Genomic DNA, 24762 nt, shown 5'->3' with positions numbered 1-24762 from the left:
AGATACTTTTACTTCCCGACACCTTCTGCCTCTAGATCTGGATCAGCAGCTGGCAGGATCACCGGTTCATCGCTGGAAACCTGAACAATAGGCTGCTCGGTGGTCATCAGGCTAAAGTGCTCACCGTCATGGCGGTCAATACCCTCATCCACGGCCTGCTCCAGAACTTCCAGCGCTACCTTGCCACGAAGCACCAAAGGATCCTTACTCAGGTCCTTCCAGATAGCCACGCAGAGCAAGAGCATGACCAGCACAAACGGTAGCGCCGCGACAATGGTGATGTTCTTTAGACCATTCAGCGCTTCTGCCGGATGCTCTCCACCGGCCAGCAGCATCACTGCGGCCACCGCCCCTACGGAGACGCCCCAGAAGATCACTGATTTCTTGGTCGGTTCTTCGGCTCCGCGTTCGCTGAGCGCACCCATCACAATCGAGGCCGAGTCAGCGCCGGTGACAAAGAAGATGGCAATCAGTATGACGGTCAAAACCATCAGTGCCGAGGCGAACCAGCCAGGTAGGTTCAGGCTGCCCAATAGCTCAAAGAGTACCGAGTCGAAGTTGATGTCCGGAGCCCCGTCCACCATCTGGGTGATCGCTTGGCCCATATCGCCCGAGCGTTCAGCACGTTCCTGAATGCCGATGGCACCGCCACCAAAAATCGCGAACCACAGCAGGGTCACTGCCGATGGAACCAGCAGTACGCCGGTGACAAACTGACGGATGGTGCGGCCACGGGAAATGCGGGCAATAAACAGACCAACAAATGGGGTCCATGAAACCCACCAAGCCCAGTAGAAGATGGTCCACGAGGACAACCAGCTGGCCATGTCACCATCACCGGATGATGCGGTGCGTGATGCCATCTGCGGCAGATCAGCAATGAAGGATCCAACCGCGTTCGGGATAACGTTCAAGATGAACAGCGTCGGGCCGCCAATGAAGACCACCAAGGCCAGAGCGACGGCCAGCACCATGTTGATATTGGAAAGCCACTGAATTCCGCGCTCAATACCGGAGACTGCCGAGGCAACAAACAGAGCAGTGAGGATGGCGATGATCAAGACCAGCACGCCGGAGCCTACTGAGGACATGATCCCGGCGGACTGAATACCGCCACCAATCTGCAATGCGCCTAGACCCAGCGAACAAGCCGAACCAAACAAGGTGGCCAAAATGGCCAGGATGTTGATGGTTTTGCCGCCCCAACCGTTGACGGCACGTTCGCCAAAAATCGAAGAAAACATTGAAGAGAATAACTGCGGGCGACCCAATCGGAAACTTCCGTACGCCATACCCAAACCAACAATTGCGTACATGGCCCAAGGGAAAAGCGTCCAGTGGAACAGCGTGGTTCCCATAGCGGTTCCCACTGCGGCCGAGGTCTGTCCCCCGACCGTTTCAGGTGGTGGAACCATGTAGAAGTACAGCGGTTCGCCCACACCGTAGAACACCAACCCGATGCCCATACCGGTAGCAAACATCATGGAGATCCATGAGACGGTGCTGAACTGTGGCTTTTCATCATCCTTACCCAGCGGGATGCGGCCAAAGTTCCTGGCGGCCACCACGAGAACAAAGATGGTGAAGACGGTGGCTGCGATAACAAAGACCCAGCCGGTATTGGTGATCACCCAATCAAGGGCAGTGGATGCGACACTACCCAACCCCTCGGGCGAGATGAATCCCCAGGCGATAAACGCCAGAGTGAGAATGCCTGCAATTCCGAACACCCAATAGTCAGTTCCGCTGTTCAGATATCTTCGTGGCTTGCGTTTGCGCGCTGTATGCAGCTCGCTCACAAGGTCTACTTCAGGTTGCTCTGTGCTCTTCATAGCATTTCCTTTGCGGTGAGTTGGCGCCCCGCCGGCTGGGTGTGGTCCGTGGCGGTTAGCCTAGTGCCAGATCACGGGGGTGAGCCGTGATGAGGGAGTCGGGAGGGCGCATCATTGCCCCAGCCCAAGCTAGAAATGGCAGGCAACCGGCTCCGATGACGTGCTTGCCACAGGTATTGCGGGGCTGAGGCTTCGCTGCCTCAACCCCGCACCTGCTGAAGTTCTTCGTGGCGTTTAGGCGCCAATCATGCCGTGTGGATCAAGCACAAACTTCTGTGCCGCACCCTCATCAAAGGCTGCATAACCCTTCGGTGCATCCGTCAGCGCAATGGCGGTGGCATTGACGTTTTTAGCAATCGAAACCTTGTCGGAAAGGATCGCGTGCATCAGGCCACGGTGGTACTTCATTACCGGGCACTGACCGGTGACAAAGGTGTGAGACTTAGCAAAACCAAGACCAAACCGCATGGACAGCGAACCCTGCTTAGCAGCCTCGTCGGTGGCTCCTGGATCTCCGGTGACGTACAAGCCCGGGATGCCCAAGCTTCCGCCTGCTCGGGTGATTTCCATCAGCGAGTTCAGCACGGTGGCAGGCTGTTCCTTGCCGGCATTGTGTCCGTGTCCGCGAGCTTCAAAGCCCACCGCGTCAATACCGCAATCTACTTCTGGAGTACCGAGGATCTGCGCAATTTGCTCTCCCGGATCTCCCTTGGAGACGTCCACAGTTTCGCAACCGAAGCTGCGTGCCTGGGCCAAACGATCTTCGTTCAGATCTCCCACGATGACCGTTGCTGCACCGAGCAACTGGGCTGAGGTTGCTGCTGCCAGACCCACTGGGCCGGCACCTGCCACGTAAACGGTGGAGCCAACGGTGACGCCAGCGCCAATGGCACCGTGATAGCCGGTGGGGAAGATGTCCGAGAGCATGGTCAGATCCAAGATCTTCTCCAGGGCCTGGTCACGGTCAGGGAACTTCAGTGCGTTCCAGTCTGCATAGGGAACCAGCACATACTCGGCCTGTCCGCCGACCCAGCCGCCCATGTCCACGTAACCGTAGGCTGAGCCCGGACGATCAGGGTTCACGTTTAAACAGATGCCGGTCTGGCCAACCTTGCAGTTGCGGCAGCGTCCGCAGGAAATGTTGAAGGGTACCGAGACCACATCACCGACCTTGAGGAACTCAACGTCGCGACCAACTTCCACCACCTCGCCGGTGATTTCGTGGCCTAGGACCAAGCCTTCCGGTGCGGTGGTGCGTCCTCGAACCATGTGCTGGTCAGAGCCGCAAATGTTGGTGGCGATGGTCTTGAGAATGACGCCGTGGTGTACTTTTCTGCCGATGTTGGCCGGATGCACTCCCGGACCGTCTTTGAGTTCAAATTCGGGGTACGGAGTGTCGATGAGTTCGACTTTTCCGGCTCCTGCATAGCTCACTGCTAGATTGCCCATGCCAGACCTTTCGAATGAAATATTAGTTGGATACTAATCGGATGTACGAAAGTCTCCACATCTGAGTCAGTCATGTCAATAGGTTGCTGGAACTAAGAAGTGCCCTTAGGTGAGCCCTAGGCCTACCAGCTCAGTCCAGTTCGTCGGCCGAGCGTTGGGAGATAATTCCGCGGGCTGTGTCCTGCAAAATTTTCAAAGACTCGTCAATCATCGGAGAGCCCACGCTGCCTTTTCGGGTGACGGCGAGAATTCGACGTGAGGGCTTTGCCGCGCCGCTGACCCGTCGACGCACCACGTTTTCAACATTGCCCAGGGTGGCCAAGCGAGGCAAAAGTCCCACACCCAATCCGGCGCCAATAAACGCGATCATGGTTTCCCACTCCACCGCTTCATGAGCAATATGCGGAGTCACGCCCAGGGAGGTAAACGCGGCAACAAACAGTGCCCGGTACACCGAGTGCTCGGCTTCGGTAATCCACGGATCATCGGCCAACTGTTCCAAAGACACCGACTTATTGCCGGCCAAGCGATGGTCAGCAGGCAACACCACATCCAAGGGATCATCAAGCAGCACCGTCTGCTCAAAGCGAGCCTGAACCATGGAACCGGTCTGCGCCTGGCTGGCCACAATCACCGCGAGGTCAATGCGCTCAGAAAGCAGCAGATCTAGACAGCGCTGGGGTTGCGCCTCAACAAGTCGCACTTCCATCTCCGGTCGGGTGGTGCGTAGCTTGGCCGCCAGCGGGGCCAGAAGTTCGGCCGCAGCCGTGGAGAATCCGCCAAGACCAAAGCTGGACTGTAACTGCCCGGACGCGGTGCGCGAAGAAGCCATCAACAGCTCCCACTGCGTCACAATCGAGTCAACGCCAGAAACAAAATGTCTGCCGGTGGCAGTCAACCGCACCCCTCGACCGTCCTTGACCAATAGCTCTAGGCCAAGGCTGCGCTGTAGTTCGCGTAGCTGCGCGGATACCGCCGAGGGCGAGTATCCGGTCAATTCCGCGGTTTGGGCGATAGTTCCGGTGGAAGAGAAGACTCGCAGGGTGCTCAGGCGTGGATCAATCATGCACTAATTGTGCACGATTTCATCCAAAATATTGCGCTTTTCATGGATACTAATTCTCCCTAGTCTCGATTCATGCGGTAGATCACAATGGTGTTCCCTTCACCGCTATATCCACAGCAAAAGGGCGCGCATCGCCCCGTGTTTCTAGGAGTACAGATGACCGCTTCGGTAGGTGCCACGCGAAGCTCGCGAGGCAAACTCGTTTCGACACTGGACACGCAACAGCTCGCCGAGATTACCGAACTCTTCTCAAATCGGCGCAAGGGCTTTTCACTCGAAGCCCCCTTCTACACCGACCCCGCAATCTTCAAAGTAGAAATGGAAGCCGTCTTCGGCACCCACTGGCTTTTTGCCGCCAGCGTTGCCGAACTCCCGGAGCCCGGCGACTACGTCACCTTGGATTACGGACCCCACTCACTGATCGTGCTGCGCACCGATGACGGCGGAGTCAACGTCCTACACAACGTCTGCCGCCACCGCGGAGCCCGCGTACTTACCTCTAGTTCGGGCAGCACCGGCAATCTGGTCTGTGGCTACCACTCGTGGACCTACTCGCCAGAAGGCAACCTAATCCACGCCTCCTCCCCGGGTGAAATCGACTTCGACAAAAACTGCTTTGCGCTCAAGCGTGCCCACGGCCGCATCCATGCTGGCCTAATCTTTGTCTCCATCGCTGACACGCCACCGGCTGACTTTGATGATGTCGCCAAAATCTTTGAACCATACCTCGCTCCTCATGATCTGGGCAGCTCAAAGGTCGCCTACCAGCAGGACATCATTGAAGAAGGTAATTGGAAGCTGGTGATGGAGAACAATCGCGAGTGCTACCACTGCGATGGCCACCCAGAGCTGGCCTGTTCCCTGTTCCCCACCTGGGGTCTCACCGACGAACTGGTCCCACCACACCTCGAAGAGGTCTGGGAACGCAACAAGAGTGCCCAAGCCGCATTGGAAGAACGCTGCCGCCGTTATGGATTGCCCTTTGAAGTGGTAGAAGAACTTGATACCCGCATCGCCGGCATCCGCATCTCGCGCGAATCCTTGGACGGAGACGGAGAATCCTTCTCCGCCGATGGCCGCCGACTGTCCAAGAAGCTACTGGGCGATCTGCGCGACTTCCGCCTGGGCCGCTGCTCCATGCACCTACAGCCCAACTCGTGGTTCCACTTCCAGTCCGACCACGTGATCACCTTCGCCGCTTACCCGATCAATGAACACCAGACCCTGGTGCGCACCACCTGGCTGGTGGCCGACGACGCGGTAGAGGGCGTCGACTACGACCTGGAAAAGCTGACCTACACCTGGAAGCAGACCAACCTGCAGGACAAGGCCTTTGTGGAACTGTGCCAAACCGGCGCCGGCAGCCCTGCCTACCAGCAAGGCCCGTACATGAAGAGCGAATACCAGGTCGAAGCCTTCATCAACTGGTACACCCAGCGCGTGCTGGAGCACCTGGCATGAACAAAGGCACGACCGTGGTAGGCCCCTCCACCGCACAGCGCATCCGCGGATTGGAAATGCCGTGGAACCGGGTACTGCGCAGCCCCGAGCAGCCAGCCACCGCGGCTAAGGCGCTGGGACCATGGCACCCGCAGGAATTTTTGGCCGAGTGTGTGCAGAACATCGAGGAAGCCGGCGGGCTGATGACGTTCGTCTTCCGCCGCGTGGACGGCGCTCCTCTGGCCTTCCGTGCCGGTCAGTACCTGAACATCGCTTTCCCGGTCTACGGAGAAAACGAAGAGACCGTTGATCGCAGCTACTCAATTTCTAGCGCTCCGACCGTGCCCTGGACCTTTAATATCAGCATTAAGCGCGACGCTAAGGGATTGGTGTCCAACTGGGCTCACGAAAACCTGCGCCCGGGCATGGTGCTGGATATGCTCGGACCGGTGGGTGCCTTCCACCTCGGTGACTCGGACCGTCGAGCCCGCTACCTCTTTTGGCAGCAGGAGCAGGCGTCACCCCGATCATGTCCATGGTGCGCACCATTCACACCCTGCCAGGCCAGGCCGATGTGATTGTGCTCTGCCACGGCACCGTCCCAGGAGACTTTCCCTTCTGGCAGGAGCTGGAATATATCTCCAAGGTTGATACCCGCATCAAGGTGTACTACTCCCTAGGAGACCGCGACAAACCCAAAAATTGGAAGGGTTACACCGGCCGACTGTCGGCTTCCATGATTGATGCGGTGGCCCCCGATGCCAATGGACGCAAGGTTTTTGCCTGTGGACCCGAAGGCTACTTAAACTCCGCAACCCAGCTTTTGCATGAAGTCGGCGTGGATGACACCTCGGTCTTTATGGAGTTTTTCTCTGGCGACCGCAAAACCTTACTGGAATACCAGAAGGAAATTGTGCTCGCCGAGTCCATCGCCGAGGAAGTGGCCGAGTCGGTGGAAGAGTTCTACGAGAGCCAACCACCAGAACTTGGCATGTACGAACCGGAATACGATGAGACCGGGACCCTCCAGTCGGTTGGCCAAGAGCTGATCGCGGTGGATTCTGCCGCACCGATTCCCCCACCAGAACCGGTTGACCCACTGTTGCCGCCAGATACCTCGGACTACGAGTGCGTCGGTGAAGGCAACATCACCATGAGCTTTGTGCGCTCCAAACTCAACGTGCTGATCAACCCGGAGCAGAAGATTCTCGGTGTGGCCAAAAATGCCGGGGTACGTATCGCCGCCAACTGCCAAGAAGGCATGTGTGGCTCATGCAAGGTCATCAAACTTTCCGGCGAGGTCACCATGAATCATCAAGGCGGCATCCGCGCCCGCGAAATTGCGGCCGGCAAGTTTTTGCCTTGTTGTTCCACCGCCTCTTCGGATCTGGTCATCGACGCCTAGTTTCCAGATCCACCACAAACTTAGTCATCAAGAGCTTAAGGAGTCACCATGTCCCCCGTTTCCCCTCGGGTCATCATCATCGGCGCCGGCATTGTCGGAGCCAACCTCGCCGACGAACTGGCCGCCCTGGGCCACACCAATACCTTGGTCATTGAGCAGGGGCCACTGAACATTCCCGGAGGTTCCACCTCGCACGCTCCGGGACTGGTGTACTCCTCCAATTCCTCAAAGTCGATGACCGAGTTTGCCCAGTACACCATCAAGAAGCTCACTTCTCTGGTGGGCGCCGATGGCACCGGATCCTTCCTGCCGGTGGGCGGCCTAGAAATCGCCACCACCGCAGAGCGCCTGAACGACTTGCACCGCCGTGCCGGCTGGAACCGCTCCTATGGTGTTGAAGCCGAGGTGATTGACGCGGACGAGTGCCTGAAGAAGTTCCCGATGCTCGCCGAAGGCAAGGTGCTTGGCGGGCTATATACCCCGGGCGACGGCCTGGCCCTGGCTGCCAAGGGCACCGCGCTGGTGATGGAACGTGCCAAGGCGGCCGGCGTTGAATTCCGTGACCGCACCATCGTTACCGACATTGAACAGTCCGGCGGCAAGGTCACTGCGGTGATCTGTGGCGACGAACGCTTCGAGGCCGACGTGGTGGTCTCCTGCGCCGGTTTCTGGGGTCCAAACATCGGCAAGATGGTTGGCACCACCATCCCACTGCTGCCCCTGGGCCACCAGTTTGTCTGGACCACCCCGGCCCCTTCGCTGGCCGGCATCAACGAGTTGCCTAATGGTGCCAGCCGTCCGATCCTGCGCTACCAGGACCGCGACCTCTACTACCGCGAATGGGGAGATCGCATTGGCATCGGCTCCTACGCGCACCGCCCGATGCCGGTTGATCTGGATACCCTTCAGTCCTACCGCCCAGAGGAGATCACCCACGAACGTATGCCTTCCTCGCTGGAGTTCACCCCAGACGACTTTGCCGCCGAGTGGGAAGCCACCCAAGAGTTGCTGCCAGATCTGCGCAACACCCAGATCCAGCGCGGCTTTAACGGCATCTTCTCTTTCACCCCAGATGGCGGCTCACTGGTCGGTCAGTCCAAGGAAGTTGATGGCTTCTACGCGGCCGAGGCCGTCTGGGTCACCCACGCACCGGGCATCGCCAAGGCCGTGGCCGAGCTGATCATCACCGGTACCTCCAAGACCGATCTGAGCGACTGCGATCTGAACCGTTTTGAAGACGTGCAGACCACCAAGGAATACGTCAGCGAAACCTCACAGCAGAACTTTGTGGAAATCTACGACGTCCGCCACCCGCTGGAACCACGCACCAAGCCTCGCGCGGTGCGCACCTCCCCGTTCTACTCCCGCCAGCAAAAACTCGGCGCCTTCTTCCTAGAAGGTACCGGCTGGGAGCGTCCACACTGGTACGAGGCCAACGCTGCACTACTTGATCAATTGCCCGCCGAATGGGCTGCCCCAGAACGTGATGATTGGTCCAACAAGTTCCACTCGCCGATCGCGGCAGTAGAAGCGTGGAAGACCCGTACCGCGGTGGCCATGTTTGATATGACTCCGCTCAAGCGTGTGGAAATCACCGGCCCCGGCGCCGGCGCCCTGCTTCAGGGTCTAACCACCGCCAACATGCTGCGTGCCCCGGGCATGGTCAGCTACACCCTACTGCTCGACGCCGCCGGCGGTATAACCAGTGATATCACCGTGGCCCGCATTTCCGACGAGCTCTACCAGGCCGGCATCAACTCGAATGTGGATGTTGCCTACCTGAGTCGTGAGGCCAAAAAGCACAACGCGGCCAACCCGGGCCAGTGGGCTGCGGTCCGCGATATCACCGCCGGCACCTCGTGCATTGGTTTGTGGGGTCCATTGGCTCCCGAAGTGATGGCCAAGGTCTCCGACGATGACATGAGCAACGACGGATTGAAGTACTTCCGCACCAAGCAGATCACCATCGCTGGCATCCCGGTCACCGCCATGCGCCTGTCCTACGTGGGTGAATTCGGTTGGGAGCTCTACGCTTCAGCCGATGTCAGCGCACGACTCTGGGACGCACTGTTCGAGGCTGGCCAAGAACAGGGCATCATCGCCGGTGGACGCGAGGCGTTCAACTCGATGCGTCTGGAGAAGGGCTTCCGTTCCTTCGGCACCGACATGACCACCGAGCACGAACCAGAACAGGCAGGCCTGGGCTTTGCGGTCAAGGCCGCCAAGACCGTGGACTTCGTAGGCAAGTCGGCCCTGGCCGAACGTGCCGCTGCCGCCACCAAGCGTCTGCGTTGTTTGACCGTGGATGACGGAGTTTCCGTGGTGATGGGCAAGGAGCCAGTATTCGTGGACGGCAAACCTGCTGGCTACGTCACCAGTGCCGCCTACGGCTACACGGTGCGTAAGCCGATCGCCTACGCCTGGCTGCCTATCACTGTTGAAACCGGAGACTCGGTAGACATCGAATACTTCGGTAAGCCAATCACTGCCACCGTGGTCGATGATCCACTGTACGATCCGCAGATGGAACGCTTGCGTGGCCTGTCGCTGGCCACTTCGGCCAGCTAGGCGTAAGAAGTAGAAGAGGCCCGGCTGCCTGCTTGCCGGGTCGAGATTTGCCGGTGCCGAAGCGATCAGGTTCCTTCGCTGTGTTCTCACCGAATGGGCATTTTTGCGCAGTGCATTACTGAACCCGCCCGCTCCAGCAAGATACGTTGCAGCTCTCCTGTTGGATGTGCTAATGACCATGGCTAATTCCCGGGGTACCCCAAGGGTCGATTCCCAGGAAGCACCCAGCTTGGCATCGAGGATTCCACTGCCTCTAGTACCTTACTGATCTGGAAGGCGGTGCCAGCAGGCACCACCGAAGCACCGTGACACTGAACAAAGGAGAAATCTCCATGGGCATTCTAGGATGGATCGTTTTGGGACTGATCGCTGGGGCTATTGCCAAGGCCATTAAGCCCGGGCAACAGGGCGGCGGATGGATCGCGACACTGCTACTGGGTATCGTCGGTGCCCTCGTCGGCGGATGGATCGGCTCCGCAATCTTCAATGTGGGAATCAACCAGTTCTGGTCACTCTCAACCTGGCTACTGGCTATTGGTGGTTCACTCGTGGTCCTGGTCATTTGGGGCTTGCTGACCCGCCGACGCGCCTAGGCCTCATGCCATAGCCCGTGAACGCACCCCGCTCAGGGGTGCGTTCACGGTCAACGGCAATTCCACGTGCCCAGGCAAGGGCCTGCCCTAGTTTTGCGGTTCTTTCTGCTACTTGCACTCCAGGCACTGTCCAGTTCCCCGAGCTTGACTCGACTCTTCGCACTCTGCCTATTCTTCATAGTTATGCTCGGTGAATCTTTTGAGCAAGGTTTGGACTCCCGCGGCCCGGCCCACCCAGTATTCGGGTTCGAGGCGAAAGCCGTTGGACACTTCCTTCGTCATATCCGTCAATCCATTGCGGTGGTCTTCGAATTCGTCTGGGCTGACACTCAGATCAATACGCCTCAGTGGCATTCACATCCCCCTGCCATCGAGCTAAGACGAAGTAAGATTTCCCCGGGAATCAGTGCCAGATGAGTGATCGCCCTGCGCAGGATGGTGCAGCTCGCGGTCGCTATATTCCACGCTGTCAATCAGGCCCTGCAGGAATTTCCCCGCCGCCCTGCGCTCCTGCGCGCTGAGCACGTCAACGGCTTCCATCATCCGCTCGTGCATCTGTTGCAAGGTCTCTCGCACCTCGGTGTCGCTGTACTGGGTGGGGACAATACCCACCGATCTGCGGTCAGCCGGATGCACGATCCGTTCAGCGTATCCGTCACGACACAGCCGGTCGATCATGGCTGACACCGAGGCATTAGAAATACCTAGTTTCTCAGCGAAATCTCGTTGACGGGGCACTTCCCCCTTTCGGTGTACCCTCAACAAAAAACGTAGGGCAGTCATATCGGTCTCGTTCATCCCCATGGATCCGCGAGTCTGCTCGCGCATTTTCCGCTCCGCATCACGATAGCGGCGCATCAGGTTCAACAGGTCAACAGCGTCCGGATCCCAATGGCGGTCACCATACCAATATCCATTTGCCCCATGGCCACTCATGAGAACTCCTTTCATCGGATTCGAGCACAACAGTTGAGAATTTTGAGGACCGCTCACACCTCACGGTTAAACTCCGCCTTGCATCTTTTGAAAAAAATAATGTAGCCTTTCTAATAGTTAGCTTGTCTAAACATATTCTACTACGAAACATCGACGAGTGCCGGAGTGCAAGATGAAAGAGCATTTAGCAGTTCCCACAGATCACAGGACTACGGTCAAAAAGGCATGGACTGACAGGATGCAAAAGATCGCATCGTTCGGGACAGAGCAATGCCGACTGAGAAGCACAGTGCATTCGGCGATCTGCACCATCCAAGGCACGCCGGAAAAGCTGATCGTCAATCTTGCCTGCACCGCAAAGAGCGAAGAACATGTCACCGAGCACATGAACTTCGTCAATGACACCTTGTTGCCGCAGATGGAGCAGCTCCTGGGTATCCAGTTTGAAGTACGGAATCTACAGTTCGCCGTGGCTGGCCGGGAAAATCTCTTGGCTCAGCCCGAACACCTCCACGACGGGCAGCGCGCCACTGATTGGCTAGCGAACCCCTTCATTGCACCGACCTTGACCCCCGCCCAAGGCCTGCGGGTAGAAACGGGAGGGGCGCACGCGGATTTGAGCATGGCCTAAGGAATCCCAAGGCCAGCGCGATCGATGACATTCCAGTGCATCGATAGCGCACCCTTTGCAGCACCGTATTCACTGAGTAACGTATGAAAGGGAAGTATCTACAATGCCAGGTCGATTTGCTAGAACCCAGACCGCTGATCGGGTCGCTGATTTTCTCGCTACCCGTGAGGGCAAGTCCCATTTGACGTATTTTGGCTGGGCTCCGGGCATGCCCATCGTGATTACTCGCCCCAGCGAACCTCTCCATGATGTGATGGCGATGGTCTCTGTACACGGTCGAGCGGTGCTGGTGGCCACACTCGATCCCCGGAGCGAGGAGCTGCGCATGCTACACATCACCACCCCGCAACCTGCGCTACGCGTGGTTACCCCAGCACCCTCCTCGATGACCATTGGGGAGTTCTTAGACCGTGTCGCTTCGATGACAATTGTCGAATTTCGTGTGAGGTTCTGGCAGCACACCGCCGTAGCCCACGTGATTCCTTCCTGCCCTGCCATGCAGACGCCAAATACCGCTGGCATGAGATACCAGCTACCGACCCAGCGGCTCACTTTGGCAACCACCGACGCGAAATAGCCAGCAGGCTCTTCTCCTTAGAGTCCACCCTGTGGGCAGCTACTGAACACCAACCCCAGCAGCTGCCCACAGGGTGGTTTCTGCCGTGGATGCATCCGCAGCACCATACTTTGGAAATACGGTCCCTTTCAAGGCTGAGCGGGCCCCGATCACTGACCTTTGGCGGATTTCATCTGCTGATAAGCATCGAGCGCCATTTGCCGTGATTCCTTCAGGTCCACCACCGGCTCAACGGCCAACGGCGCATAGGCAGCGACGTAGCTACCTGAAGGATCAAACTTCTTGGCTTGAAGTTCCGGATTGAACACCCTGAAATAGGGGCAGCATCCGCCCCACTGCCGGCAACCCACTGCCAATTGGCCGTGTTGCTCGCCAGATCCGCATCCAACAAGGTGTCCCAAAACCATTGCTCGCCGACCCGCCAGTGCAACCCAAAATTCTTGACCAGTAAGCTGGCCGTCACCATACGCACGCGATTATGCATCCAACCGGTCTGCCATAACTGCGCCATCCCCGCGTCAACCAGTGCGATTCCGGTGCGACCACGTTGCCACGCTTGCGCCAACTGCGCCGCCCGAGCCGAATCCTCGGGCCAGGCCCAATCAAAATCGTCAAACTCTACGCGCAAATTTTCGGTGGGCATTTCTGGATGGTGGTAGTAGAGATGCCAGCAGAAATCCCGCCACGCAATTTGGCGGCGCATAGCCAACGCACCCTGAGCGAACCCCGGGGTGCTGCTCGCCAACACACTGAGCTCGTTCCATACCTGGTGCGCGCTGAGGTGTCCCCAACGCAGGGCCGCAGACAGCGCGGAGGTCCCGTCGAGGTCCGGTCGATCATGCTGATCCTGATAGTCTTGCGCGATCTGATCACGCACCATGGCCAGGCGCTCGTGGGCTGCTGGTTCGCCTGGCGTCCACGTTTCAGCCAAGCCCGTAGACCAATCCGGAGAGGTCGGCAGTAACTCCCAGCTCTGCAGCTCTTCGTTGAGTGGCAGCTTGCCCTGCGGCACGGATTGTGGGGCAGGCGCGGGCTGGGCAGGGCGAATCTCGGTGTCGCATAATGCCTTATGGAAGGGGTGAAAACCTTGTATCCGGTCCCTGACTGCGTCAGCAGTTCCCACGGTTCGTGAAGCAAACTCCCGGCGTAGCTGTGCGCGGGAATCCTAGCCTTGCGCATCGAACTCTCAAGCTCGGCATCGACGGCGCGTTCAGCATGGCCATAGCGCCGGTTGAAGTGCACCCCAGCCACAGCACCGTGGGCGATCACGTCGTCGAGGACCTGCACTGTTCTGCCTCGACGCAACAACAGCGGAATGCCGAGCTCTTTGAGCGATGCACGCAAACTGAGCAGTGCGTGGTGCAGCCACCAACGGGCCGCGCCTCCCAACGGCCTGATGCCGGGAGAACTCTCATCAAGGATATACAGCCCCACCACCGGCCCCATCGCACTGGCCGCCAGCAGTGCAGGATGGTCTGCGGTGCGCAAATCATCGCGGAAAAGTACTAGCTGACATCCCTGGGCGGAGGTGAGGCTATGGCTGGGGTTCATGCAGCCAGCGTAAATCACTCTCCGCGGGCAGCCCGAGAACCTGAGTACCAGCAGTGAACGGTGCCGTTTCATCTGCGCTCAGGACATTCCAACAGGGCTGTTTACCTCCGTGGCCCAAAGCACCATCGGCACGTCCAGAGGGAAATAACTGGCTCACCGAACCCGTGTGGCTGTCTTAGCAATTCCCTCGTCCTAGTCAAGCCCATGCGGGGTCTTCGCCCAGACACGCAGCGATGGAGGGTAGGACCCAGTAGGCGGGGTTGAGCACCGCGAACACTGCCACCCTGGTCCCACAGCGGCGCCTCGAAACCAGTGCCGAAAACAGAATCATTCTGCATTACCCAAGAGCATGGTCGCCCAGCCTAAGGCTAAGAGGCCTGCGCGACATCGCAACCCGATCAAGCAGACACCCACAGAGGTGATGATCGTGAATCCGCGAACCAGCGGGTAGGACAGGTTCGTGAGCGGAGCACTGGCAATGAGGCCAACCTATACCCACCGCTCCCCTAGACAGGTGCGCCGCACAAACCCCAGGAGACGACGCATATTCACGGCGGCCGTAACCATATAACCTTTGACCCACGCTGAGACCTTGGAACAGGCTTGCACCCACGTGGTCGAGTCGATGAACCCCAGTCGGAATCCACGCATACTGTCGCGTAGCCCCAAGTCAACGCCCCGGTAACGTTCCACGGATCCCAACCATCGAGCTCACTCAGTTGCGCAGAGCGCAAGTGATTCGACGTGCCACCCAGCGGCAATGGAATTCCGCTGACCTCGATGCCCGGAATCATGGAAGCACACCAGTGCGAATCTTCCACCGCGAACATTCGAGTGAGCACTTTGTGCCCGGCATTGTAGTAGTTCACGGCTGTTTGGACGCTGACCAGTGGGCGGAGAGTCGGTGGCTGAGCGCGCCGACCCTCGTTGCTCACTGTCATGGCGAGGCGCACGAGGATCATCGACGGTCGAGCATCAGTAAATTCACAGCGTCGATAATCAAGCAAGCAGGACCCTGGCTCCAGATCAGCGCTGCCATAAGTCAAACACGTGTTCAGGCCGGTCTCAACGCGTGCTGTCAACCCCGGCGCTAACAGCTGCGGCACCCGGCCTGCCAATAATTCACGCGGCACCGCGAGCCCACGGCGAAAACCGCCGCATGTTTGACCTCCACATCAACTATGCGGCGGTTTGGCGGGCATTATCCGATCGACAGATCCCACTTCACCACGTCGCCGGAAAAGCCCCTATTCATTCATCGCTTCGCCTGGCATCGGCCCTCCCAGCTTCCTACGCGGCCCGACGGACTGGATTGCCCGCCATGGCCAACCCCAAACGCTGGCGTACAGTTACCGGCGTGTGCTCATGGACTCTCCTCTCCACATGATCGTCTGGCAAACTTTTGTTGCTGCCTGCACGGTGTGCAGCAAAAGTAAGGCGGTGGTCACCGTTCCCACACCGCCAGGTACTGGGCTCAGCGCGCGAACCTTGGGTTGCACCGAAGCGGTGTGGACGTCGCCAACTAGTTGCCCATCGTCATCCACGTTCGTTCCTACATCGATAACCACCGACGAGTCAGCCACTTCATGGGCGGTGAGCAGGTTGGCGCGTCCAACAGCCATGACCGTCACCGCAGCCGTCTTGGTGAATTCGGGCAGTTCTGCGGTTTGCGAATGACAGATGCTCACCGTGGCATCACGCTGTAACAACAGCTGAGCCAAGGGTTTACCCACGACCGCTGAGCGTCCGACTACTGCCACATGGTGGCCCGCGAGCGGGATCCGATAATGCTCAAGAATCTCAATCACCGAACGCGCGGTCGCTGGAGCAAAAGCAGGCTGGCCCACAGTTAGTCGGCCAAGACTCAATGGATTGGCCCCGTCAATATCTTTGGTCGGGTCGATCAACTGCACCAACGCCGCAGCATCCACGCCACTGGGTACCGGGGTCTGCAGGATGATGCCGTGGACTGCTTCGTCCCCGTTCAAGGCCTCAATGGTGGCAGTAAGTTGCGCCTGGGTACCATCCGGCAGTTCCAGCACTTGACATTCAACGCCTTGTGCAGCGGCGGCTCGCTCGATGGAGCGCACATACCATGTGGTCGCTTCGTTCCGGGTCGCGAGGACGACCGCTAACCGTGCACTGAAGCCATCACGGTTCAGACCGGCTACCAACTGAGCGGTCCGCGCCCGAATCTCATCAGCTACCGGTTTCCCACTCAAACGTTGTGCCGTCATACCGTCACCGCCGAGCGCACCTCGCAGCTGAGCTTTTGAGCTTGACCGATCATCTCACTGGCTAGGTTCGTGACCAGACCCAGGCGCTCACGCTCTGCTTCATCCTTGATGGCAGCGATATTCATTTCTAAGGTGACCAGCGCGGTTCCTAAAGCAGCGCGCGCAGACTCCCCTGCGGCAGCAATATCACTAGAAACGGCGCGATTTGCTATAGGCAATAAGTCTTGGGCAAGGTTGATGATTTTAGAAGCGATGTCAACCGTGGATATCAAAGGAGCGGCTGCTTCAATGGTGGCCTTGCGAATCGTTGTACTTCGAATGAGCTTCTGCTCTTCATCATCTTTTGGCAAAGAATACGCATCACTGAGCAGTCCGAACAGCCGCTCATCTTCTTCAGCGGCGTGTATTGCTTCTCGCATATGCTGCTTTGCTCTTTGTGCGATGAGCTCAGCTTGCTCTTGAACCTCGACATACCGTGGGCCGGAGGTAAATTCTGCCACCATTGACACCAGTGCGGCCCCTGGGCCGCATGCAGTGCTGCCGCCGCCCCTCCGCCTGGAGCGGGCGCTCTAGAAGCGAGCCGCTGAAGATAACTGGTGACAGTTTCAGTGGTGATCATGGAATATCCCATCGCTCAGTGTGCATGGCATGACAGTCCTAGACCAACCGGATCTGGCCGTGTTGGGTGCTTCAGCCCGCACCATAATGGGCCACAGGAATGCTGAAGACGACACATAGGGCTTAATATCCAGTTGGTATATCAGACTTTATTGAAGCCTAGAACACCACCGTGCGCTGGTCAAGAGCTTTTCCGCTAGCCTCCACGAACGTTAACTTCCAGTCCCAAACAGACAATGAGGCGCAGCCTAAATACTCAACTCGCGCCTGGTTGTTTCGTGCTATTCAATCCAAGTCTTACCCATGTCAACCAGTAACGTCTGGAACGCGTTTTCTGCTGGTGCGCGAACACGATCCCTGCGCTGAGCCAAGACCACACTTCGCGCTGCGGCACCCGAACCAAGAGAAAGGATTTTGACGCCTGGATGTGGGTTCATCACCGCGGACTGCGGCGCCAAGGCAATGCCCAGTCCAACAGAAACCATCGCTTGAGCTTCTTGATAATCGTTAGCCTGGAAGTAGATCTTTGGCGAGAAACCTGCGGCGTTGCAAGAGCGCTCTAGGAGCTCAGCAACCGGATGCATGTTTGCTCTGACGATCCAGTGATCGCCTGACGTGGCAGCCATATCCACTTCATCAAACTCAGCTAAAGGGTGGTCGGCACCAACAACCAAAACAGTAGGTTCGGTAAACAACGTGGTGAGTTCAAAGTCCGTCCGGTTCAGCGGCATCCAGTCATATTCCCACAGCAGACCAAGGGAGATTTCGCCACGGGAGAGCAACCCCATAAGCTCCTGCAATCTCGTACTACGCACGTCGAGATTAATCGACGGGTACATCTTGCGGAACTTGCTGATGACCTGAGGCAAGAACGAACTACCCAGCGTTGGGAAGGTACCCAAACTCAAGCTGCCACTTTTCAGTCCTGCCAGCTGGTCTAAGTCCGCTATGGCCGCATCCATTCGACGCAAGATCGAGCGTGCGTGACCGGCAAGGATATGTCCTGCATCCGTGGGAACCATGCCGCGCGCATGTCGCTGCAGCAGCGGTTGCCCCACTTCTTCTTCCAGCTTTCGCAACTGCTGGGAGACGCCAGATGGAGTGTAAAAAGTTCATCAGCAGCCGCCGTGACCGATCCGCCTTCTACGACGGCGAGCAGTATTTGCAGTCTTTTGATGTCGAGCACGCCAGCACCTTTCAGTAAAACTTAACTATATTTCAGAAAGCTTACACGCCATGGAATCACTCGAATAGACAACGATCGCTTCAGCCCACTTCAAGCCCCAGCAGCAATTCTCCACGTCTAAACAGTTTGTAATTTCGCAGTTTTAAGCATTACTACAACTATATGCAGTTTTTGTAGCTACTCATTAACTGACTGCTCACGGATCATCGATAGCAGATTATTGTGCTGGCCGTCACAGTCAAGGCTGGCGCGCAGTTCTGAAGAGATTGGCTCAATCCATTGAAACAAGCAGTCACAGCGACTTGGATGCGCGGAGGTACCAGCAAATGCTGGGTCTTCGAAAAAAGCGCACTGCAAGTCCCCGGGTACACTACCGATGAGGTGTTGCTTCGCCTCTTTGGTTCTCCCGACTCCCGCCAAATCGATGGCGTTGGTGGAGGCAGCTCAACGACGAGCAAAGCCGTCATCCTGGAACCAAGCCAGGAACCAGGAATCGATGTTGAGTACACCTTTGCCGAAGTCGGAATCGACCAAGCTGTCGTAGATTGGGGAAGCAACTGCGGAAATTGCTCCGCCGTCATCGCTCCTTACGCCCTGAAACGGGGCTGGGTTCAGGCCAAGGACCAGTTTGTCACCGTGCACATTCGCAACACCAATACGGGACAGCTGCTCGTCGAACAAATGAACCTCGACGGTTCAGAATCTTCGGCCCTCATCCCCGGCGTCCCTTTAACCGCCCAAGGCGTTGAGATAGGTTTCCTCGATCCGGCCGGTGCCACCACCGGGAAGCTGTTTCCTGATAGAAACGAAACGTCAACGCTGAGCATTCACGGCGACACGTCGGAGCAAGTTCAGGCAACGCTCATCGATGCCGGCGCACCCATCGTCATCATTGATGCGCAGTCCGCACGACTTGAAGGCATTGAGTTTTCACACTGGCTCACCGAGTCACTGGATGAAATGCCACGCCTTGACCGCATCCGCCGTGCCGGCGCGGTGGCCATGGGGCTAGCCGACTCTCCAGCCCAAGCCGAACGGGCCATCCCCAAGCTGGCCATCGTCCAAGCCGCCGACACACAGAACCACAACGACCTACTGGTCATGATGCTCTCCATGGGTGCTCCGCATCCAGCCTTGGCCATCACCGGAAGCATTGGGCTGACCCTGGCAGCCCAACATCAAGGAACCGTGCTGGCAAAGCTGCTGAAGCAGACGCCCGGCGAGTTCCTCAAACTACAAACACCTGCCGGTCAGATCACTACCTGGCAGCGCCAGATCGACGGCACAATGGTTGTGGGCACCACCCGCACCGCTCGAGTATTAGCCGAATCTACGCTCAGTTTTGACCCCATCAGCACAGAACATGGTGAACCAACCGTGACTCATCTTGAACTTCCCGACGCCTCAGAAGATCAGCTTCTGCCCGACCCAGAACCTCATCGTCGCCGCACCGTCTTCGCATCGGTGACAGCCTTCGCGGTGCTCGGTCTGGGAGCTACCCTCGTGGGTGGAGGATTACTGAACCCACCAGCCACCACGGCCGACGGTGACTATTCAGGGAAACCATTGAGATGGTCATTCCACTGGCCGAAGGTGGAGGCACCGATACCTGGGCCCGATTTGTCGGCCAAGAACTAGCTCAAGACATTCCCGGGCAGCCCGGATTCGCGCCAGTCAACGAGGCCGGCGGTGAAGGCATTACCGGGAGTAACCGCTTCGCCTCCTCCGCCTCGGATGACGGGACCGAGCTACTGGTCAGCACCGCCACTACGGTGGTCCCTTGGGTCTTGGACCGAAACGTGGTGAAGTACTCGTTCGAGGATCTTACACCGGTTCTGGTCAACGGCACCGGCGGGGTGATCTACGCTCGCACGGCCGCTGGTGTGACGTCCCCCAAGGACCTGACCGACCGGCAGAAGCCATTGGTCTTTGGCGGCATTTCAGCTACCGGCCTTGATCTCACTACGCTGGTTGCCTTCGATCTCTTGCAAGCAGACATCTCGGCAACCTTCGGCTTCGAAGGACGCGGACCAGTCAACTTAGCCCTACAACGTGGAGAAGTAGATATCGACTACACCACCACCTCCTCGTATCAGTCCGCCGTTGAGCCGAGCGAAAAGGACGGGTCAGCTACCGTACTGATGTCCTTTGGCCAGCTCGATGAGAATGGGAAAGTTATCCGTGATCCCAACTTCACGGACACGCCCACAGTGACCGAGGTGTATCAGCAACTGCATGGAAAAGCACCTGAAGGGCCTAAATTTGAGGCCTACAAAACTCTGCTCGGCTTGACCTACACCTACCAAAAGGGACTCTGGGCACCCAAGGATGCACCCGCAGAAGCAGTGACGTTGCTGCGCGACTCCGCCCATGAGCTTTCAGACGATAAAGAATTCAACAAAAAGGCCGCCGAGGTACTCGGTGGTTACCCGATCGTCGCTGATCAAGACCTATCCGAACGCGTTAAAAACGTTTACACCGTGACCGATGAGACCAAGAGCTATGTCACTACCTTGCTCAAGGACTCCTACGGCATCGAATTAGATTAAGAAGGCACGACAATGTTGGATTCCGCATTGGCCGCTTTGGCCTCGCGGGCCGATCCGAGCATGCTATTGATGCTGCTCATCGGCGTTATCTCAGGGTTGGTTATGGGCCTGATCCCAGGCTTGGGCGGCACCGCCGCCGTAGCCATCCTGCTACCGGTCACCTTTGGCATGGAACCTGCGTCCGCGCTGGCCCTGCTCATCGGTGCCTTAGCCGTAGTACATACCTCGGACACGGTATCGGCAGTATTACTTGGTGCCCCGGGCTCAGCTTCTGCCTCGGTCACCATGCTTGACGGGTACGCGATGGCGCGCAAAGGCCAAGCCAAACGAGCCCTGAGCTGTTTATGCTGACCGTTCTCGGCGTGGCGCTGGCCGCGGTGCTCTCTCGAGGCAACGTGATCAAAGGATTAACCGCTGGGCTAGCTGGCATGTTGGTGGGCATGATTGGCACCGCGCCGAGCACCGCTGAAGAACGCTTCACTTTTGGTTCACTCTTCCTCGGCGACGGACTGTCCCTAGTAGCAGTGGCGCTGGGTATTTTTGGCCTGGCAGAAATTGCTTCGCGGGCCAGCCAGCGCCGTGGTGACAAGCAGTCGGTAGAGGTTACCGGTGGGTGGGGCTCGGGCATCCGAGAATGGCTCACCCACTGGTCTCAGGTGCTTCGTGGTGGGCTGATCGGCATTTGGGCCGGAGTTCTACCTGGTGTGGGCGCAACCGCTGGAATTTGGTTGGCTTACGGTCAAGCTGTGGCAACCGCCAAGGACAAGCGCCAGTTCGGTAAAGGTGACCCGCGAGGCATCGTGGGTCCGGAAAGCGCCAACAACTCGCTGGAGGCCGGCGACTTGATCCCCACCTTCCTCTTCGGCATTCCTGGCGGTGTTCCCTCGGCCATGCTCTTGGGCATGCTGTTGACCTACGGCATCCAGCCTGGTCCAAGTATTATCAACGAACACCTTGACCTGCTGTACATGATCATTTGGGCTTTTGCCATTGCCTCGGTACTTGGTGCGCTCTTCTGCTTTATGACGGTACGTCCGTTGTCCTCACTGACCAAGGTTCCCTTCTCTATCTTGGCGGCCGGTCTTGTCGTGATCATGCTGTTGGGCTCATTCCAGGACGGTGGACAGCTCGGAGACCTGTGGGTCATGTTGCTGCTCGGCGTTGCTGGCTGGGTTTTGAAGTCCACCGGTTTCCCACGCGCACCATTTTTAATCGGCTTTGTGCTGGCCATCCCGATGGAACGCTACTACTTCCTTACCGACAGCCTGTACGAGGGCTTCGACTGGATGCTGCGCCCCGGCGCCATGGTGTTCATCGCGATTCTGGTTCTGCCGATCCTCTGGAATATCTTCAAGTGGTTCCGTGCCCGTCGCAAGCTCAGCGCTGATGATGAGCTGAAGTCTGACAGCGCTCCTGATGCTGAGGCTCCGCTGAAGAATTCCATCTGGTCGCTGTGCGCTGCCGCAGTTCTACTGGTTGTATTTGCCGGTTCACTGGTGCTCTCCTCCAGTTACTCGCCGGATGCCAAGCTGGTTCCGCAGTTGGTCGGTTGGGTCGGAGTCATCATGTCCCTGGTTGTGTTGATGACCGAGCTGCGCACCCGCAAGGCGGCGGCAAACACTTCGCAGCAGGTACCCATTGATGCCACCGCGTTCTTGAACGAACAGGCGGCCGTCACCCCTGACGGTGCCACCACTGTCCGCGGCGGATCAGCTGCTTCAGGTAAGCATGCTGCACTGACTAACGAAGCAGTAGTGGGTTCAGCTCGAACTACGGATGCTTTGGTTCCAAGCCTGCCCGGTGTTGCCATGCCCGGCGGCGGAGGTTCGTGGGGTCCGAAGTGGACCGCCGATGCATCCTTCGCACTAAGGACCTTCGCATGGATGGCTGGTTTCCTGATCCTGACAGCACTGTTGGGTTACCTCGCTGCCATCTCCATCTTCCTTCCGACCTTCTTGTTGATCGTGGCTCGCGCCAAGCTCAAAACCACCATCATCTACACAATTGTCTTCTTTGTGCTGATGCTGGCTCTACCTTCTCTGTTGCCCATCGATCTTCCACAGGGCCTGCTGGCCTCGTGGCTCTGTTCCGCTTTTACCTAGGAGAACTCCATGGCAATTCTCGCTTTCTTTAGCAATACGCCCGCAGAAAAAGCTGCAATACGCCGGGCACTGGCCGAAGCCCATAAGGCTCAGGACTCATTGTTGATCGCGAATCTCGATAGGGAACCGATCTCTGAGGCGAACCTTGGCATTGATATGAATGCGTTGTTGGACTTCGGGGTGCCTTTGCAGGTCCTGCCGCAGTCCGACACCGTCCATGATCCCGCCGACTTTGTGCTTCAGTCTGAACAAGATCATCAAGTCTCGCTCATTGTTCTGGGCTTACGTAAACGCTCCAGGGTGGGAAAGTTGTTGATGGGAAGCGTCGCTCAGCGCATCCTCATCGAGGCTGACTGCCCGGTGCTGGCAGTGAAGGCTCAGGATTAGGCTAGGCGTCTAGCAAAATAATTACGGTCCCATTCAAGGTTCCGCGTCCTTTTGATTTGATCAACAAGACGCGGAACCTTTTGGTCTTCAGCTTCTGGGTGATCGATGAGATAAGACTTCTTCAACAAACTTGTACAAATTAATTGTATTCTGAGGCTATGGAAATTTCTTCGGAGGAATCTGACTTACCTCAAGCGCTCTTCGACGCGCTGTTCCCGCTGCTCGGATTGGTCCATGCAGCCCGCACCCTCTCTCCGGGGAAAATTGGCATCCTCAGAACCCTCGCGGCAGACGAACATGTCAGCGCGACTCGGCTAAGTCAGGTGATCGGAGTCAGCCAACAAGCCATCTCACTGTCCACTAAAGAGTTGGAATCCTTAGGGCTGATCGAACGACACAAAGCTGACGTAGACCGCCGCAAGCTCTGGTTCCGCCTGACCAAAGCGGGCCAGCAAAAACTAGATTCTGAAATTCAACAAGGTCGCGAAGCACTCAAGAAAGCTATTGGAAACGAACTAAACCACAAGGAGCTCAAACTTATCCACGACGCTATTCCTGCACTGACAAAAATCAAGACGGCGGCAGCCCGATGAGCGATACAAAATTAGCAACTGAACGTACGACCCTGCTGCCCACACTCGTCTTCGCAGCCCTAGCTACGGCCATTGTTTCTTCACTCGGCATGTTGTTAGTACCTTCCATCGCCAGCCAATTCGACGTGGATGTGGCGACAGCCCAATGGATGCTCACCGTCAATCTCTTGGCAGGTGCTGTAGCAACTCCCATTCTTGGTCGGCTTAGCGACGGTCCGCATAAAAAGCGTCTGCTCCTAGTTTCTTTGAGCATCATGTTCCTCGGATCAGTCTTGGCCGCCGCGGCACCAAACTTCGGATTGTTCTTGGCCGGCCGGGCCTTGCAGGGCCTGTCTTATGGCATCGTGCCCATCACGATCTCCATTGCCCGTCGCTATGTTGAGAAAAAGAAAGTTCAGCCAACCATCTCCACCCTGTCGGTGACGGTCTCCTCGGGTATTGGCGTTGGCTACCCATTGACCGGTATCATCGCAGGGCTCTTTGATTACAGTTTCGCCTTTTGGTTTGGCGCCATCTTTGTTTTGGCCACCATCATCGTGGTGTGGAAAGTAGTTCCTTCCGGTCCTGATACGCACGCCGAGTCTCGACCCTTCGACTACCTCGGCACTGCCTTGCTGACCTTCGGTTTAGGCTCGCTGCTCTTGGCCATCTCAGAAGGACCTAAATGGGGGTGGTCGTCGTTGCCTACCCTGACATTGATTATTTTTGCCGTGGTCATCTTGACCGTTTGGGTTCTCGTCGAGAACAAACTCGCCTTCCCGCTGATCAACCTGCGCACGCTCAAGCAGGAGAAGTACTCCTGGCCAATATCTCCGCCATCGCTCTCGGAGCAGCACTGTATATCGGTATGTCGGTCTCTTCGCTGGTTGCTCAGGCCGAAACCTCCACTGGATACGGGCTGAGCTTGCCAGTGTTCTGGGCCGGATTTGTCATCTTCCCACTCTCGGTTGGTAGCTTCACTGCCAACAGAATTGTCCGAGTTTTGGCTAAGAAAATTGGCATTCAAGTGATGCTGCCCGTCGGTGCCATCATCATGTCCTTA

The 24762-nt window shown here is 57.5% G+C and carries 18 protein-coding genes and 5 pseudogenes; 12 read left to right on the top strand and 11 right to left on the bottom strand.

Annotated features, from left to right (window positions below; genetic code table 11):
- Window positions 1–8: 8 nt before the first annotated feature.
- From N6V40_RS04055 to N6V40_RS04045, 3 genes are all read right to left on the bottom strand, one after another.
- Complete coding sequence (locus tag N6V40_RS04055) at window positions 9–1832, bottom strand: BCCT family transporter (RefSeq protein ID WP_131089412.1); 1824 nt, start codon at window positions 1830–1832, stop codon at window positions 9–11.
- Window positions 1833–2066: 234 nt separating this feature from the next.
- On the bottom strand, window positions 2067–3281 hold the full coding sequence (gene fdhA / locus N6V40_RS04050) for a formaldehyde dehydrogenase, glutathione-independent (RefSeq protein ID WP_131089413.1): 1215 nt from the start codon (window positions 3279–3281) through the stop codon (window positions 2067–2069).
- Between the two features lie 130 nt (window positions 3282–3411).
- The gene (locus tag N6V40_RS04045; RefSeq protein WP_262199101.1) at window positions 3412–4347 is read right to left on the bottom strand and encodes a LysR family transcriptional regulator; all 936 of its coding nucleotides are present in this window, start codon (window positions 4345–4347) and stop codon (window positions 3412–3414) included.
- A gap of 156 nt (window positions 4348–4503) precedes the next feature.
- Here N6V40_RS04045 and N6V40_RS04040 point away from each other — a divergent pair, with 156 nt between their 5' ends.
- From N6V40_RS04040 to N6V40_RS04025, 4 genes and pseudogenes are all read left to right on the top strand, one after another.
- A complete protein-coding gene (locus N6V40_RS04040) occupies window positions 4504–5808 on the top strand; it encodes an aromatic ring-hydroxylating oxygenase subunit alpha (protein ID WP_262199100.1) in 1305 nt (434 codons plus the stop codon).
- Window positions 5805–7192: pseudogene (locus N6V40_RS04035) on the top strand (flavin reductase family protein). Before N6V40_RS04040 ends, N6V40_RS04035 begins: the two are co-directional and overlap by 4 nt.
- A gap of 48 nt (window positions 7193–7240) precedes the next feature.
- Window positions 7241–9760, top strand: coding sequence for a GcvT family protein (locus tag N6V40_RS04030; RefSeq protein ID WP_262199099.1), 2520 nt, complete (start codon window positions 7241–7243; stop codon window positions 9758–9760).
- 332 nt (window positions 9761–10092) lie between these two features.
- The gene (locus N6V40_RS04025) at window positions 10093–10353 is read left to right on the top strand and encodes a GlsB/YeaQ/YmgE family stress response membrane protein (RefSeq protein ID WP_131089418.1); all 261 of its coding nucleotides are present in this window, start codon (window positions 10093–10095) and stop codon (window positions 10351–10353) included.
- 375 nt (window positions 10354–10728) lie between these two features.
- Here N6V40_RS04025 and N6V40_RS04020 read toward each other — a convergent pair whose 3' ends face one another.
- On the bottom strand, window positions 10729–11289 hold the full coding sequence (locus N6V40_RS04020) for a MarR family winged helix-turn-helix transcriptional regulator (RefSeq protein WP_262199098.1): 561 nt from the start codon (window positions 11287–11289) through the stop codon (window positions 10729–10731).
- A gap of 238 nt (window positions 11290–11527) precedes the next feature.
- On the opposite strand from N6V40_RS04020, the gene N6V40_RS04015 reads away from it, so the two are divergent.
- Together N6V40_RS04015 and N6V40_RS04010 are read left to right on the top strand one after the other, a co-directional pair.
- Window positions 11528–11920: a hypothetical protein gene (locus tag N6V40_RS04015; protein ID WP_262199097.1), complete on the top strand. Its 393-nt coding sequence runs from the start codon at window positions 11528–11530 to the stop codon at window positions 11918–11920.
- Between the two features lie 103 nt (window positions 11921–12023).
- Window positions 12024–12497: a hypothetical protein gene (locus N6V40_RS04010; RefSeq protein WP_131089421.1), complete on the top strand. Its 474-nt coding sequence runs from the start codon at window positions 12024–12026 to the stop codon at window positions 12495–12497.
- A gap of 149 nt (window positions 12498–12646) precedes the next feature.
- On the opposite strand, the gene N6V40_RS17590 is transcribed toward N6V40_RS04010, so the two are convergent.
- The 7 genes and pseudogenes from N6V40_RS17590 to N6V40_RS03990 all read right to left on the bottom strand — a co-directional run bounded on the left by N6V40_RS17590 (window position 12647) and on the right by N6V40_RS03990 (window position 17961).
- Window positions 12647–12904 carry an FAD-binding domain-containing protein gene (locus tag N6V40_RS17590; RefSeq protein ID WP_396268330.1) on the bottom strand — a complete coding sequence of 86 codons (258 nt, stop codon included), beginning with the start codon at window positions 12902–12904 and terminating at the stop codon, window positions 12647–12649.
- Window positions 12898–13140: pseudogene (locus N6V40_RS17585) on the bottom strand (FAD-binding domain-containing protein); the annotation flags it as partial. The gene N6V40_RS17590 and the pseudogene N6V40_RS17585, both read right to left, overlap by 7 nt.
- A complete protein-coding gene (locus N6V40_RS04005; protein ID WP_315973765.1) occupies window positions 13116–14048 on the bottom strand; it encodes a deoxyribodipyrimidine photo-lyase in 933 nt (310 codons plus the stop codon). The gene N6V40_RS04005 and the pseudogene N6V40_RS17585, both read right to left, overlap by 25 nt.
- A gap of 1349 nt (window positions 14049–15397) precedes the next feature.
- Window positions 15398–16285, bottom strand: a complete 888-nt coding sequence (locus tag N6V40_RS04000; RefSeq protein ID WP_262199096.1) for a bifunctional 5,10-methylenetetrahydrofolate dehydrogenase/5,10-methenyltetrahydrofolate cyclohydrolase — start codon at window positions 16283–16285, stop codon at window positions 15398–15400.
- Window positions 16282–16830: pseudogene (locus tag N6V40_RS03995) on the bottom strand (cyclodeaminase/cyclohydrolase family protein); the annotation flags it as partial. The gene N6V40_RS04000 and the pseudogene N6V40_RS03995, both read right to left, overlap by 4 nt.
- 20 nt (window positions 16831–16850) lie before the next feature.
- Window positions 16851–16904 (bottom strand): annotated as a pseudogene (locus tag N6V40_RS17580) (hypothetical protein); the annotation flags it as partial.
- 280 nt (window positions 16905–17184) lie between these two features.
- Entirely contained in the window at window positions 17185–17961 is a 777-nt protein-coding gene (locus N6V40_RS03990) for a LysR family transcriptional regulator (RefSeq protein ID WP_315973764.1), read from the bottom strand.
- 407 nt (window positions 17962–18368) lie between these two features.
- Here N6V40_RS03990 and N6V40_RS03985 point away from each other — a divergent pair, with 407 nt between their 5' ends.
- From N6V40_RS03985 to N6V40_RS03960, 6 genes and pseudogenes are all read left to right on the top strand, one after another.
- Window positions 18369–19727, top strand: a complete 1359-nt coding sequence (locus tag N6V40_RS03985; RefSeq protein WP_262199095.1) for a PrpF domain-containing protein — start codon at window positions 18369–18371, stop codon at window positions 19725–19727.
- Window positions 19661–20638, top strand: a complete 978-nt coding sequence (locus N6V40_RS03980; protein WP_165477315.1) for a type 2 periplasmic-binding domain-containing protein — start codon at window positions 19661–19663, stop codon at window positions 20636–20638. The genes N6V40_RS03985 and N6V40_RS03980 overlap by 67 nt, the downstream gene beginning before the upstream one ends.
- A gap of 12 nt (window positions 20639–20650) precedes the next feature.
- A pseudogene (locus N6V40_RS03975) lies at window positions 20651–22740 on the top strand (tripartite tricarboxylate transporter permease).
- A gap of 9 nt (window positions 22741–22749) precedes the next feature.
- Window positions 22750–23127: a universal stress protein gene (locus N6V40_RS03970; protein WP_262199094.1), complete on the top strand. Its 378-nt coding sequence runs from the start codon at window positions 22750–22752 to the stop codon at window positions 23125–23127.
- A 158-nt stretch (window positions 23128–23285) separates the two neighbouring features.
- Complete coding sequence (locus tag N6V40_RS03965) at window positions 23286–23720, top strand: MarR family winged helix-turn-helix transcriptional regulator (protein ID WP_131089427.1); 435 nt, start codon at window positions 23286–23288, stop codon at window positions 23718–23720.
- Window positions 23717–24622: an MFS transporter gene (locus N6V40_RS03960; RefSeq protein ID WP_262199091.1), complete on the top strand. Its 906-nt coding sequence runs from the start codon at window positions 23717–23719 to the stop codon at window positions 24620–24622. The genes N6V40_RS03965 and N6V40_RS03960 overlap by 4 nt, the downstream gene beginning before the upstream one ends.
- The last annotated feature ends 140 nt before the right edge of the window (window positions 24623–24762 follow it).

Origin of the sequence: Glutamicibacter sp. M10, assembly GCF_025452055.1 — a bacterium.
Classification (GTDB): domain Bacteria; phylum Actinomycetota; class Actinomycetes; order Actinomycetales; family Micrococcaceae; genus Glutamicibacter.
Note: the sequence above shows the minus strand (reverse complement) of the source record. Positions and strands in the feature narration are given on the sequence as shown.

Coding starts and splice junctions, on each gene's coding strand:
- N6V40_RS04055 (WP_131089412.1), bottom strand. CDS start 1,832: ATGAAGAGCACAGAGCAACCTGAAGTAGACCTTGTGAGCGAGCTGCAT.
- fdhA (WP_131089413.1), bottom strand. CDS start 3,281: ATGGGCAATCTAGCAGTGAGCTATGCAGGAGCCGGAAAAGTCGAACTC.
- N6V40_RS04045 (WP_262199101.1), bottom strand. CDS start 4,347: ATGATTGATCCACGCCTGAGCACCCTGCGAGTCTTCTCTTCCACCGGA.
- N6V40_RS04040 (WP_262199100.1), top strand. CDS start 4,504: ATGACCGCTTCGGTAGGTGCCACGCGAAGCTCGCGAGGCAAACTCGTT.
- N6V40_RS04030 (WP_262199099.1), top strand. CDS start 7,241: ATGTCCCCCGTTTCCCCTCGGGTCATCATCATCGGCGCCGGCATTGTC.
- N6V40_RS04025 (WP_131089418.1), top strand. CDS start 10,093: ATGGGCATTCTAGGATGGATCGTTTTGGGACTGATCGCTGGGGCTATT.
- N6V40_RS04020 (WP_262199098.1), bottom strand. CDS start 11,289: ATGAGTGGCCATGGGGCAAATGGATATTGGTATGGTGACCGCCATTGG.
- N6V40_RS04015 (WP_262199097.1), top strand. CDS start 11,528: ATGCAAAAGATCGCATCGTTCGGGACAGAGCAATGCCGACTGAGAAGC.
- N6V40_RS04010 (WP_131089421.1), top strand. CDS start 12,024: ATGCCAGGTCGATTTGCTAGAACCCAGACCGCTGATCGGGTCGCTGAT.
- N6V40_RS17590 (WP_396268330.1), bottom strand. CDS start 12,904: ATGGTTTTGGGACACCTTGTTGGATGCGGATCTGGCGAGCAACACGGC.
- N6V40_RS04005 (WP_315973765.1), bottom strand. CDS start 14,048: ATGAACCCCAGCCATAGCCTCACCTCCGCCCAGGGATGTCAGCTAGTA.
- N6V40_RS04000 (WP_262199096.1), bottom strand. CDS start 16,285: ATGACGGCACAACGTTTGAGTGGGAAACCGGTAGCTGATGAGATTCGG.
- N6V40_RS03980 (WP_165477315.1), top strand. CDS start 19,661: ATGGTCATTCCACTGGCCGAAGGTGGAGGCACCGATACCTGGGCCCGA.
- N6V40_RS03970 (WP_262199094.1), top strand. CDS start 22,750: ATGGCAATTCTCGCTTTCTTTAGCAATACGCCCGCAGAAAAAGCTGCA.
- N6V40_RS03965 (WP_131089427.1), top strand. CDS start 23,286: ATGGAAATTTCTTCGGAGGAATCTGACTTACCTCAAGCGCTCTTCGAC.
- N6V40_RS03960 (WP_262199091.1), top strand. CDS start 23,717: ATGAGCGATACAAAATTAGCAACTGAACGTACGACCCTGCTGCCCACA.